The following is a 13,376-nucleotide window of genomic DNA, read 5'->3' on the forward strand; positions in this document are numbered from 1 at the left end:
ATTAATTACCCTTGTTGTTCTGCTAGCTCAGTGGCTAGAGTTTGAATTTTGTTAATTAGAGATTTGAAATCTGATGTCTTTAAGCACGGATTCAAGATAGTAAATTTCAACGCGCTTTTACCATCAACGACCGTTTCGCCAAGAACAGCAATGCCACGAGTCAGCGCCTCCAGCCTTAACGTCTGATTCAGTTTGTCTAAATCAAGAACGCCGTTTGCCGATTGCTCGTTGCTAGGCACCGAGCGGAACAGCACAGTCGAAAGTGACGGCTCAGCAAGTAGCTCAAAATCGTCATGCTTCTGAATCAAATCGGCAACTTGAAGCGTCTGCTCAAGAAGATGGTCGTACATATCGCCCAACTGCTTTGGACCGACACTTTGCATGGTCATGAAGACTTTCAGTGCATCAAAGCGCTTGGTGGTCGCAATAGACTTATCGACCAGATTAGGTAGCTCATCGTGCTCACGATTCAAGTAATCTGCGTGATGCAGTAAGTACTTAAAGTTCGCTTTGTCTTTGAGCAACACCGCACCACAGCTGATTGTTTGATAGAACAATTTGTGGAAATCGACGCTCACTGAGTCTGCTTTTTCGATGCCTTGTAGACGAGCTTTATGGCTACTTAAAATAAGTGCGCCACCGTATGCACTGTCGACATGGAACCAAAGATCTTGCTGACTTGCGATTTCTGCAATCGCATCAAGGTCATCGATAGCACCATGATCGGTTGTGCCCGCAGTACCAATCACAGCAAAAGGAATCAGACCTTGTGCTTTCAGTGCTTTCACTTCTGCGTCTAGCAAGTCAGGCTTGATAGTGCCGTTTGCATTGGTATCAACACAGCACACTGCCGCTTCGCCTAGCCCTAGTAGAGAGGCTGACTTTTGAACCGTGAAGTGAGATTTCTTTGAACATAAGATACGCAGTTTGCTCGCGTATTCTGGTAAGCCAAGCTTTTGGATAGAATGACCATTGTGCTTATCCGCAACCCAGTCTCTCGCAAGCAATAAACCCATTAGGTTACTTTGCGTGCCTCCGCTAGTGAAAACACCGTCAGCTTGTGCGCCAAGTTGGTATTTGTCACACATCCAATCCACAACGCGCTGCTCAACATAAGTCGCAGCCGATGCTTGGTCCCATGAATCCATTGATTGATTCAACGCCGCGATAATCGATTCCGCTGCTACCGAAGCCATAAGAGGAGGAGTGTGAAGGTGTGCAATGCAATCTGGGTGTTGCACGAAGATGGAGTTTGCAGCGACAAGGTCTGCAGTACTATCTACAACATCAACCAAAGCGTGTTGATTGTTATCAAGGTCGACAGCATTGATAGCTGCTTCTAGCACTTTTGGATCTAAACCCGAATAAGGGGTTTCAACCTGTTCAAAAACCGCTTTCATCGCTTGAGTGGTTTGGTTCATCACGTTAGCAAATTCGTCGCTACCGCCTAAACCTGTATGGATGAAATGCTTGTTCCATTCTTGGTTTGCTTGTTCGCTTGAAGTTGGGTCTTGTTGTAAGCCACCACCAGCTGCGATGATCGCTTCTTCCATTACGCGGAGTGCAAAGTCAATCTGCTCAAAAGAGATAATCATTGGCGGAAGGAAACGAATTACCGAGCCATCACGACCACCCTTTTCAACCATCAAGCCACGCTCTAACGCTGCTCGTTGAATCGCTAGGGTTAGTTCGCCGTCTGATTGTGGTTCGCCAAACTTGTTAAGCTCACCATTTGGTTGTTTGATCTCAGCACCGAGCATCAGGCCTTTACCACGAACTTCAGCAATACAGCTAACGCGTGATTGAATCTTCTCAAGCCCGTGACGTAAATATTGGCCTGCGATGTTCGCGTGCTCAACTAAGCCATCTCGTTCGATGATCTCCAACGCCTTAGCGCCAGAGACCATTGCTAATTGGTTACCACGGAATGTACCGGTGTGCTCACCCGCTTTCCATGTATCAATGCTCTTATCGAACACAAGCAGCGACATAGGCAGTCCGCCACCAATCGCTTTAGATAAACATAAGATATCTGGATTAACACCAGACTCTTCAAACGCAAATCGATGGCCAGTTTTGCCCACACCACACTGAATCTCATCAAAAATCAGTAGGATGCCGTGCTCATCACAGATGCGACGTAGGCCTTGTAACCAAGATGCTGGAGCAGGAATCACACCGCCCTCACCTTGCACAGGCTCAACGATCATCGCCGCCGGTTTCATGATGCCAGACTCGTCATCATTCAACATACGTTCGATGTAACGAATGCTCGCGTTAGCACCCGCTTCACCACCAATACCAAACGGGCAGCGTAGGTTGTATGGGAAAGGCATGAAGTGCACATCAGACATCAAGCCGCTACGACGCTCTTTAGTGCCGAGGTTACCCATCATACCCATGGTGCCGTTCGTCATACCATGGTAAGCACCACGGAAAGCAAACATGGTGTTGCGACCTGTGGTTTGCTTGGCGAGCTTGATCGCCGCTTCCACAGCGTCAGCGCCAGATGGGCCACAGAATTGAAGAACCGAGTTATTTGAAAAGTCTTGAGGAAGAAAAGCTTTAACTCGCTTGATAAACGTCTCTTTTGCTTGAGTCGTGATATCAAGTGTTTGGTATGGCAAACCAGAATCGAGTTGGTCTTTAAGTGCTTGGTTAATCTCAGGGTGGTTGTAACCCAGAGAAAGTGTACCTGCACCGGCTAAGCAATCGAGAAAGAGTTGGCCACGAGTATCTTCAACTAAAGCGCCACATGCTCGTTTAATAGCAATAGGCAGGCGTCTTGGGTAAGAGCGAACATCCGACTCATGCTGTTCTTGCTCTAGCAAAATAGCGTCAGGTGTTAGGTCGTACGTTCCCTCTAAGATAGGAACCATAGTTGAAAATGAATTTGCGATAGTATTGATATCGACTTCAAAGGCGGTAGTCATAAAAGTCCCCTTGAATGTGTTCATACTCACCTCCATCAGACGCAATTACCCACCAACTCTCGTTAAATTTGGAGAGAGTTCATAGTGAAGTACACGTATTGTCTAGAAATGAGATATAGCTGTACGCTCGCATAAGTCAAATGACGAATACGAAATTAAGCCGTCTTAAGACAGCGATAAATTGTTAGCGTGAGCTCAAGGTTCAGTAATGCTACTGTTTTGAAGAATTGGACATTTTTGCAGGATCGGGCAGCTATGAGGAGCTGGTCCCTTTGGAAATGCAGAGCTGATTAGCAATGTTGTAATTAGTGTGTTCAATGTTGGGTTTCCCATTAACATGGCGAACTGCGCCATAAGTATCCCGTCTATCAGCTAAAGGACTAGCCAATACCTACCCTACGTAATGTCCCAATCAGCAAGAATGGTCACTACGCGTATCCCCCAGAAGCAATCGTTGCTCTTCTTGAACATTGTTCATTCCGAGATTGCGCGGGAAAGTAACATAAAGTGAAATGAACGACCAATAGTTTTTAATAATAGCTTGATAAATAGCAGCGGTGGCTAAGGAATTGCTGCAAATATCGTCAACACTATCGTTTGGGAAAGAGATCCCCGGTTCGCTCGTTCCTCACGCCCGAGGAGGATGACGTGGGGTTATAAACGTTACTAGAGAGACTTTGAGGTCATACCGTCATTCCCTAGTACGAGGAACGAGTTCATAGGGAATCTCACATTGAAACCAACGAAGCTCACCACACAATATAGGAATCGAAAGTTAATCATCTGTCCGCGTCTACGTCATTCCCTAGCACGAGGAACGAGTTCATAGGGAATCTCACGCTGAAACCAACAGAGTTCACTACACAGATAAAGGGATCGAAAGTTAATCATCTGTCCGCGTCTACGTCATTCCCTAGCACGAGGAGCGAGTTCATAGGGAATCTCGCTTTTAAAAACGAACTTGATTGCGAAACTTTAAGGCAAAAATAGAAATAAATTTTGAGTGCGGGTTCAAACAAGAAGAGTACTGACACGTAAAAGCTACACGTCAGAACCCAAAAAGCCCGAACATTTCTGTTCGGGCTTTTTAATTTGGAGCGATACATCGGGTTCGAACCGATGACCTCAACCTTGGCAAGGTTGCGCTCTACCAACTGAGCTAGTATCGCATTTGCTTTATCGAGATAAAGACTTTAATAGATGGTGCCCCGGGCCGGACTTGAACCGGCACAGCGCGAACGCCGAGGGATTTTAAATCCCTTGTGTCTACCAATTCCACCACCAGGGCACGCAATTCTTTATTGCGATGCCGATTACTGAAAAGTAAAACACCATCTTAATGCTGACGCCAATCAACATTACAAAATTTGGAGCGATACATCGGGTTCGAACCGATGACCTCAACCTTGGCAAGGTTGCGCTCTACCAACTGAGCTAGTATCGCATTTTCATTCAAATTCTTTCTAGAAAAAAGAGAGAATGGAGGCGCCTCCCGGAGTCGAACCGAGGTCCACGGATTTGCAATCCGCTGCATAGCCACTCTGCCAAGGCGCCTTAGTAACTCCAATCGAATCGCTCATTGCCATCCTCTTGGGTACGGGATGCATTCTACGGATTCAGACGATTGAGTCAATATTATTTTTGTATTTTTAATTCGTTTGAATAGATTTCATACGAAACAGGCCAAATAGCTGACTTTATGTTCAAAACACACTGTGAGCGGGTTATTCAAAGGAGATCTATATCACATTAGATATCCACTATTGATAACTTAACCTTAGGTTAAAGATCAAAAAAGCGAGCCTCAGCTCGCTTCTTCATCAATGATGTTTTTCGTCTAACAAATCGTCTTTGGCGGCCATCAAGTATTGTGCCATTGACCAGTAAGTAAGTACGGTTGCGACATAGAGCGCAATGTATCCGACCCATACCATCCAATCGTCATAACGCCAGATAAGTACCCAAAGGGCGAACATCTGAGAAACCGTTTTTACTTTACCAACCCAAGATACCGCAACACTTGCACGTTTACCGATTTCAGCCATCCATTCACGAAGCGCTGAAATTATGATCTCACGAGCAATCATAGTCACCGCTGGGATAGTTATCCAAATCGAGTGGTAATGCTCAGTAATCAGGATAAGAGCCGTAGCGACCAACACTTTGTCAGCCACAGGGTCAATGAAGGCACCGAAGCGAGACGTTTGCCCTAACTTACGAGCTAGCATGCCATCTAGCCAGTCAGTGAAACCTGCTACCCAAAACACCATCGCAGCAGCGAAAGGAGCCCATTGATAAGGTAGATAGAAAACGACAACGAATACTGGGATCAAAAATAGTCTCAGTAAGGACAAAATGTTAGGTATATTCAAACGCATATTATTGGGCTCTTATTAATTGCGCTTTAATGGTGCGGGATTTTTACTATTGTTTCAATGCTTGATAAATGTTTTCTGCCAAAGAATGACTAATGCCCGGCACTTTGGCTATTTCTTCGACAGTTGCACGCTTAAGTTCTTGTAAGCCACCCATATATTTCAGCAAAGCTTGACGACGTTTAGGCCCTACCCCTTCAATTCCTTCCAAAGCACTGGTTCTGCGCGTTTTACCACGTTTCGCCCTGTGCCCTGCAATCGCATGATTATGGCTTTCATCACGAATGTGTTGGATAAGGTGCAGTGCTGGCGCATCGCTAGGTAAATTAAACTCTTCACCTTCAAGGGTTACCAAAGTTTCTAAACCCGGTTTACGTGTTACCCCTTTAGCAATACCCATCATTCTTGGTCGAAACGGCCAATCTCCCCAATATTTAGAAATGATCTCATGAGCACGGTTTAGCTGACCTTTACCACCATCGATAAAGATGATGTCTGGGATCTTGTCGACATCGAGTTGCTTCGAATAACGTCTCTCAAGCGCCTGAGCCATCGCAGCGTAATCATCACCACCTGTAATGCCGGTGATGTTGTAACGACGGTACTCCGGTTTCACCGGACCTTCTTGATTGAATACCACACAGGACGCAATCGTGCTTTCACCCATGGTATGACTGATATCGAAACATTCCATGCGCTTGATAGCATCCATCGACAACACTTCTTGAAGCTCTTTGAAGCGCTGATTAATCGTCATCTTGTGATTAATCTTGGTGGTAATAGCCGTCAATGCATTGGTATTCGACAATTTAAGGTAACGACCTCGGGTACCAGAAGGGTTGGTATTGAAGTGAATCTTACGACCCGCCACTTCACACAAGGCTTCTTGAATAGGTGTGACATCTTCCATCAAATCGGCATTGAGAATCAAACGAGTTGGGATGGTTCTTGCTTCATTATGCGCAAGATAGTATTGGCTTAAAAAGCTCGAAAAGACCTCTTCTCGCACCGTATTGTTTGGAATTTTAGGGAAATGACTTCTGCTGCCTAAAACCTTGCCTTGGCGAATCATCAAGATATGAATACACGCTACGCCATTCTCTTGAGCAAAGCCCAACACATCCATATCTTCCATGGAGTCGTCAGATACATACTGTTGTTCTTGCACGCGTCGAATCGCTTGGATTTGGTCACGGAAAGCGGCAGCTTGCTCAAAGCGAAGCTCACGGCTTGCTGTGTCCATCTTCTCGATGAGCGTCTCTAGCACCAACTTATCTTTCCCTTGCAGAAATAGACGAACGTAGTCGATAAGTTCACTGTACTCTTCATCAGAGATGATTGAGCTGACACAAGGCGCGGCACAACGACCAATCTGATACATCAAACACGGGCGCGTTCTATTGGCATAAACCGTATCTTCACACTGGCGGGCAGGGAAAATCTTTTGGATTAGGTGTAGCGTCTCACGCACAGCGCCGGAATCAGGGTAAGGACCAAAGTATTCGCCCTTTTTCTTCTTAGCACCACGGTGCATCGACAAACGAGGATGCTTGTGACCGCTAATAAAAATATAAGGGTACGACTTATCATCACGCAAAAGTACGTTGTATTTAGGCAAGTACTGCTTGATGTAGTTGTGCTCAAGAATGAGCGCTTCTGTTTCCGTGTGCGTTACAGTGACATCGATCTTGTCAATATTACTAACTAGAGCGCGTGTTTTTTCACTGTCGACTTTTTTACGGAAATAACTGGAAAGGCGTTTTTTGAGGTTCTTAGCTTTACCGACGTAAATAACGGCAGCCTCGGCGTTATACATTCGATAAACGCCGGGCTGCTCTGTTACTGTCTTGAGGAATGAGACTGAGTCAAACAAGTTGGTCACTATACGATCTCAGTGTTAAAGGGTCTCAGTGTCTAACATTCCATGTCTAATCGCTAAATGCGTCAGCTCTACATCGCCACTGATATCCAGCTTACTGAACAAGCGGTAGCGGTAACTGTTGACTGTTTTAGGACTTAGATTGAGTTGTTCTGAAATATCCGTCACTTTCTGACCTTTAGTAATCATCATCATGATTTGAAGTTCACGTTCAGATAAGTCTGCGAATGGATTTTCAGACGCAGGCGAGAATTGGCTCAAAGCCATCTGCTGCGCAATTTCTGGTGAAATGTATCGTTGGCCACTATTAACCACTCGAATTGCATTTACCATTTCATCCGGACCTGCCCCTTTAGTAAGGTAACCAGCAGCTCCAGCTTGCATCACTTTAGTTGGAAACGGATTTTCCGTATGAACAGTTAAAACGATGATTTTAACATCAGGGTTGAAACGCAAGATCTTCTTGGTTGCTTCTAAGCCACCAATACCAGGCATATTCATATCCATCAAAATAACGTCAGTATTGTTAGTACGACACCATTTTGCAGCATCTTCACCGCTTTCAGCTTCCCCTGCTACGTTCATTCCACGGACGTCTTCAATAATACGTCGTATCCCTGTGCGAACCAGCTCGTGATCATCTACAAGGAAAACATTTATCAAACTTGTATCTCCACACTATTAATTGGCTCTGCAACCACTGTGTCGTTTCATCTGTTTGAAACAATTGAACAAAGGAACAGTGGATCGCAGCATTGATTACATCTTAACTTAATTACTAAAAAAAAGCTCTGTTGAATATGTGCTGAAACACGAACTTTAGCAAGTACTTATTAACAAATAAGCTAACTAAAACAACAAGCTTTTTCTAAAAATCAACCAGTTAAAACAACACCCAATAAAATTACATAAGATAGAGATATTTTCAATACCATTGAATAACCATTCGTGACAATTTCACTTATTTGCTTATAGAGTCCCGTTATTCGCCTCTACTAACTAGAATTTAGTTAGTATTTTTACTGCCTGTTGTGCGCAGAGGGTCGCTAAATGGTAGTATTCGATTCCCCATTTCAATAGGTTACTACATTGGATATTCAGCAAGGCTTTGTACTCACAAGACAAGCAAGAGATTTTTCAGGGCGCACACAAATCGACTTGTGGTTAAGCACCCCTCAAGGCCCTACTCTGCTGACGATTCAAAATGAAAAACCGGTATTTTTTGTTGCTCAATCTGACGTTGAAGCATGTCAGGCAATCGCAGCGAAAGAATCGATCGATTGCCAATTTAAGCCTCTAGAAATAGCCACGTTCGAGCAAACACCTCTCGCCGCGTGTTACACCTCACTGTCGAGAAGTAGCTTTGGTTTAGCGCAAGCCTTTCGCAACGAAGAAATCCAAACCTTTGAAAGCGACATTCGACTCGCCGATCGATTCTTGATGGAACGTTTTATCAAGGGAAGTATTGAGTTCACTGGGTCTACTACGCAAAAAAATCAGCATCGTCGAGTCTCAAACGCAAAATGCCGAGCAGGTGACTACTTACCCAACCTATCAGTGGTCTCGCTTGATATTGAGTGTTCGGAAAAAGGCGTGCTTTATTCAATTGGCCTAGACAGCCCGATGGACAGCCGAGTAATCATGGTAGGCGAAGCACAACAAGCTGAAACCAATATCCAATGGGTTGCCAACGAGAAAGCTCTGCTCGAAGCAATGATAGCTTGGTTCTCTGAATTTGATCCTGACATCATCATTGGTTGGAACGCTATCGACTTCGATTTTAGGCTGCTGCACAAACGTTCAGAATGGAACGAAGTGAAGCTCAACATCGGCAGAGACAATCAACCGAGTTTTTTCCGTAGTTCCGCTCAAAATCAGCAAGGTTTTATCACGATTCCAGGACGCGTTGTCTTGGATGGTATCGATATGCTAAAGACAGCGACCTATCACTTCCGTTCATGGTCGCTTGAGTCGGTATCACAAGAGTTGCTTGGTGAAGGCAAAGACATCCATAACGTTCACGACCGTATGGATGAGATAAACCGAATGTTTAAGTTTGATAAACCTTCACTCGCCAAGTACAACCTTCAAGACTGCGTACTGGTAAACCGAATCTTCGAGCACACTCACCTACTCGACTTCGCGATTGAGCGCTCTAGATTAACCGGTGTTGAGCTGGACCGCGTTGGTGGCTCTGTTGCTGCCTTTACTAACTTATATCTGCCTCAAATCCACAGAGCGGGTTATGTCGCACCGAACTTAGAGCCAGAGAATTGGATTGCGAGCCCCGGTGGTTATGTGATGGATTCAATTCCCAATCTGTACGACTCGGTTTTGGTACTCGATTTTAAGAGCCTGTATCCATCGATCATTCGCTCGTTTCTGATTGACCCTATGGGACTTATTGAAGGGTTGAAGCTTGAACTTGGCCCAGCAGAAGACCAAGCCGTTGATGGCTTTCGAGGTGGGCAATTCCACCGCTCTAAACACTTCTTGCCCGAGATGATCGAAAACCTTTGGGCTGCACGTGATGTGGCTAAGAAGAACAATGAAAAAGCATTCTCTCAGGCGATTAAGATCATCATGAACTCATTCTATGGTGTGTTAGGTTCGTCTGGTTGTCGTTTCTTCGATACCCGGTTAGCGTCTTCGATTACCATGCGTGGACATGAGATCATGAAGCAAACCAAGGTTCTGATCGAAGACAAAGGCTATCAAGTAATTTACGGCGATACCGATTCAACCTTCGTGTCTCTGAACGGCAGTTATGATCAGCAAAAAGCCGATGAGATCGGAAACACACTGGTCGCTTACATCAACGATTGGTGGACGAATCACTTAAAAGAGACCCATAACCTAACCTCAATACTCGAGTTGGAATACGAGACTCACTATCGCAAGTTTCTAATGCCAACCATTAGAGGTTCAGAAACCGGCTCGAAGAAACGTTATGCAGGCTTAATCACTCAAGGCGACAAAGAAAAGATTATCTTTAAAGGACTTGAGAGTGCACGCACCGATTGGACACCTCTTGCCCAGCAATTCCAACAAACTTTGTATGAGATGGTGTTTCACGACCAAGATCCGACCGACTACGTCAGACAGTTTGTCGACGAAACCTCTGCTGGCAAGCATGATGATTTATTGGTGTATCAAAAGCGTTTACGCCGCAAATTACACGAATACCAAAAGAACATTCCGCCGCAAGTTCGCGCAGCTCGAATGGCCGATGAGATCAATGCTCAGTTAGGACGCCCTCTTCAATACCAAAACAAAGGACGGATTGAGTATTTGATTACTCTGAGTGGCCCTGAGCCCAAAGAGTATTTAAAGAGTGGTATCGATTATCAGCACTATATCGACAAGCAGATTAAACCGGTCGCAGAGGCAATTCTGCCCTTCATCGGTTTAGATTTTGAAAGAGTCAATGGGCAGCAGTTGGGTTTGTTCTAGCACTATATTCAATATGCTCTTTAAACGAAAAAAGCAGAGACATGCTCTTCAGCACGCTCTGCTTTTTTGTATCAATTGATCGGTTATAAATCTCTATCCGATTCTGAACTCGGTTTTCTGATACTGCTTAATCAACCACTCACCAAAGCCATCAAGAATACCGATCACCGAACGTTTAGGGATTGGTCTACCAGAAAGCAAAATGCCCAACCTTTGGATTTCGACTTCTCGATCTGGATGATACTTCAAAAATTGCTGGCCACACTCAACAGGATCATCGTACCAATATTTATCGCGGTACATCACCAGTGAGTAACTCGCCCGTAGAAGCTTCTTGGCAATAATCACCTGCGCAGTGACTTGTTGTTCTGGCGTTGTCGCTCGTGCGATCTTGTTGCGATACACCGCTAACCAGTTTTCAGCATCCATATTCCAGTGCTTAGCGATTTCCCAGCTTGTTTCAAAATCACCATAGCAATCCGATAAGTCCTCACCATGCACACACACGGCCAAATGCTTGAGCATAAAACCCCAAGTGAAGATATTGTCGAAATCGACTATCTCACTCACTAAGGTGGTTTTGATCGCAACTTGAGTTACCTGCGGGAAGCTCTTTTGGAAACGCCATTTGATGGTGTTCAACAAAGTGGTTCGTTGGTCAGGAAACGGTCGATGGGTCACCACAACCACATCTAGATTGGAGCGACCCACGACGGCTTGCTTACGAGCCACACTGCCATAAATATAAATACTGTGCAGATTAGATCCTAATCCACCTTTTAGAAAGGTAATCAGATCGTTAACCACAGGTTGAAATTCAGGTTGAAAAGGCTGTGTTGGGTCAATAACAGGTAGCTGCATAGGTCGTTTCGGTAAATAAAATAATGATTTAACTATAACTCTATGATCGCCTAGGTGACTTTATGATTCAAGCTATTCCTATTTATAGCATCTCCGAGATATAATCAGTGGATAGACCCACTAAGGACAAACACAAAATGCCTAGAGCAAGTGAAATTAAAAAAGGTTTTGCGATCGACGTTGATGGTAAAACAGTACTAGTTAAAGATATCGAAGTAACAACACCCGGTGGCCGTGGCGGTCAAAAAATTTACCGTTTCCGTGGTAGCGATGTAGCAACTGGCGTTAAAACTGAAGTTCGCCACAAGGCTGACGAAATCGTTGAAACTATCGACGTAACTAAGCGTGCAGTAATGTTCTCTTACGTTGACGGCAACGAGTACATCTTCATGGATAACGAAGATTACACACAATTCATCTTCAACGGTGAAACAATCGAAGACGAACTACTGTTCATCAACGAAGAAACTCAAGGCATGTACGCGATCCTTATCGACGGCAACGCTGCAACGCTTGAGCTACCAACATCTGTTGAACTAGTTATCGAAGAGACTGATCCTTCAATCAAAGGTGCATCAGCGTCTGCTCGTACTAAGCCTGCTCGTCTTTCTACAGGTCTTACTATTCAAGTGCCTGAATACATCGCAACTGGCGACAAAGTTGTTGTGAACACAGCTGAACGTAAATACATGAACCGCGCAAGCTAAGATACTTATTATGACCGAAGCTAACGACCTAATGTCTTATGACGACGCAATTGACACTGCATACGACATCTTCCTAGAGATGGCACCTGACAACCTAGAGCCTGCAGACGTGATTCTTTTCACTGCTCAGTTTGAAGATCGTGGCGCAGCAGAGCTTGTTGAAACTGGCGATGATTGGGTTGAACATGTTGGCTTTGAAGTCGACAAAGAGATCTACGCTGAAGTGCGCATTGGTCTTGTGAATGAAGCTGATGACGTTCTAGACGACGTATTTGCTCGCATGTTAATCAGCCGTGATCCAGAACATAAGTTCTGTCACATGCTGTGGAAACGCGACTAATACCGCTGTTGACGCTCATCTGCATGAGTAAACAAGTATTCATGTAAGCGAGTTAAAAGTTAGCCGAGCCCATTGCTCGGCTATTTTTATCACGCTATTTTCCATCGTGATTCATCACTTTCATCATCAACGTTAGATTCACTGATTATGACCAAAGCAAAAACAGACACACAATCAAAAGGCTATGCCTGCATTGGCCTAGTTAACCCAAAGACGCCAGAAAACGTAGGCTCAGTGATGCGAGCAGCTGGCTGCTACGGCGCCAACTCTGTGTTTTACACTGGCACACGCTACGACCATGCGCGAAAATTCCATACCGATACCAAAGAAAAGCACTTAGCCCTGCCTTTGATTGGTGTTGAAGAGCTGAAAGATATTATTCCAGTAGGCTGCGTGCCGGTTGCTGTTGATCTGATTGAAGGTGCTAAGCCTCTACCTGATTACAAGCACCCACCACGTGCGTTTTACATTTTTGGCCCAGAAGATGGCACGCTAAAGAAAGAGATCACAGATTTCTGTCGTGAGACGATTTACGTTCCGACCAACGGCTGCATGAACCTAGCAGCATCAGTGAATGTAGTGCTTTACGACCGATTAGCGAAAGGCGATAACTTCTCGAATCATAAGTAAATAGAACGAGATACGAGATGCGAAAAGATTTATAGATACGTGTAAACGAGATAAGAGATGCGAAGAGCATGCTTACTGCCGATTATGGCAGTATGTTTTCGATACTCGATTACTCGCATCCCGAATCTTTTATTTCTTCTAGACGTAAAAAAACCTGCTCAATGAGCAGGTTTTTTAGTATTCAGTGCTTTTAGCTAA

At 44.7% G+C, this 13,376-nt stretch carries 9 protein-coding genes and 4 tRNA genes; 4 read left to right on the top strand and 9 right to left on the bottom strand.

Going from position 1 to position 13,376, the window contains the following annotated elements; translation table 11 throughout:
• Positions 1 to 5: 5 nt before the first annotated feature.
• The 8 genes from AB4167_RS07210 to uvrY form a co-directional block, all read right to left on the bottom strand.
• Positions 6 to 2,957 (bottom strand): pyridoxal phosphate-dependent class III aminotransferase, encoded by a 2,952-nt coding sequence (locus tag AB4167_RS07210; protein WP_372136357.1) that lies wholly within the window; start codon positions 2,955 to 2,957, stop codon positions 6 to 8.
• Between the two features lie 1,069 nt (positions 2,958 to 4,026).
• Positions 4,027 to 4,102 (bottom strand) — tRNA-Gly (locus AB4167_RS07215).
• A gap of 32 nt (positions 4,103 to 4,134) precedes the next feature.
• Positions 4,135 to 4,221, bottom strand: a tRNA-Leu gene (locus AB4167_RS07220).
• 80 nt (positions 4,222 to 4,301) lie between these two features.
• A tRNA-Gly gene (locus tag AB4167_RS07225) sits at positions 4,302 to 4,377 on the bottom strand.
• Positions 4,378 to 4,413: 36 nt separating this feature from the next.
• Positions 4,414 to 4,487 (bottom strand) — tRNA-Cys (locus tag AB4167_RS07230).
• A 266-nt stretch (positions 4,488 to 4,753) separates the two neighbouring features.
• Entirely contained in the window at positions 4,754 to 5,311 is a 558-nt protein-coding gene (gene pgsA, locus AB4167_RS07235; protein ID WP_017061490.1) for a CDP-diacylglycerol--glycerol-3-phosphate 3-phosphatidyltransferase, read from the bottom strand.
• A gap of 46 nt (positions 5,312 to 5,357) precedes the next feature.
• On the bottom strand, positions 5,358 to 7,190 hold the full coding sequence (gene uvrC / locus AB4167_RS07240; protein WP_372136358.1) for an excinuclease ABC subunit UvrC: 1,833 nt from the start codon (positions 7,188 to 7,190) through the stop codon (positions 5,358 to 5,360).
• 15 nt (positions 7,191 to 7,205) lie between these two features.
• Positions 7,206 to 7,850, bottom strand: coding sequence for a UvrY/SirA/GacA family response regulator transcription factor (gene uvrY, locus AB4167_RS07245; protein ID WP_004729778.1), 645 nt, complete (start codon positions 7,848 to 7,850; stop codon positions 7,206 to 7,208).
• A gap of 426 nt (positions 7,851 to 8,276) precedes the next feature.
• On the opposite strand from uvrY, the gene AB4167_RS07250 reads away from it, so the two are divergent.
• Positions 8,277 to 10,640: a DNA polymerase II gene (locus tag AB4167_RS07250; protein WP_372136359.1), complete on the top strand. Its 2,364-nt coding sequence runs from the start codon at positions 8,277 to 8,279 to the stop codon at positions 10,638 to 10,640.
• Positions 10,641 to 10,733: 93 nt separating this feature from the next.
• Here AB4167_RS07250 and AB4167_RS07255 read toward each other — a convergent pair whose 3' ends face one another.
• Positions 10,734 to 11,501 carry a nucleotidyltransferase domain-containing protein gene (locus AB4167_RS07255; RefSeq protein ID WP_136982005.1) on the bottom strand — a complete coding sequence of 256 codons (768 nt, stop codon included), beginning with the start codon at positions 11,499 to 11,501 and terminating at the stop codon, positions 10,734 to 10,736.
• Between the two features lie 137 nt (positions 11,502 to 11,638).
• Between AB4167_RS07255 and yeiP the strand changes: the two genes are divergently transcribed.
• From yeiP to AB4167_RS07270, 3 genes are all read left to right on the top strand, one after another.
• Positions 11,639 to 12,208: an elongation factor P-like protein YeiP gene (gene yeiP, locus AB4167_RS07260; protein ID WP_136982006.1), complete on the top strand. Its 570-nt coding sequence runs from the start codon at positions 11,639 to 11,641 to the stop codon at positions 12,206 to 12,208.
• 10 nt (positions 12,209 to 12,218) lie between these two features.
• On the top strand, positions 12,219 to 12,548 hold the full coding sequence (locus AB4167_RS07265; protein WP_004741258.1) for an HI1450 family dsDNA-mimic protein: 330 nt from the start codon (positions 12,219 to 12,221) through the stop codon (positions 12,546 to 12,548).
• A 147-nt stretch (positions 12,549 to 12,695) separates the two neighbouring features.
• Entirely contained in the window at positions 12,696 to 13,178 is a 483-nt protein-coding gene (locus AB4167_RS07270) for an RNA methyltransferase (RefSeq protein WP_017061495.1), read from the top strand.
• Positions 13,179 to 13,376: the final 198 nt, after the last annotated feature.

This window comes from Vibrio sp. 10N.286.49.E11, from assembly GCF_041469505.1.
Classification (GTDB): domain Bacteria; phylum Pseudomonadota; class Gammaproteobacteria; order Enterobacterales; family Vibrionaceae; genus Vibrio; species Vibrio crassostreae_C.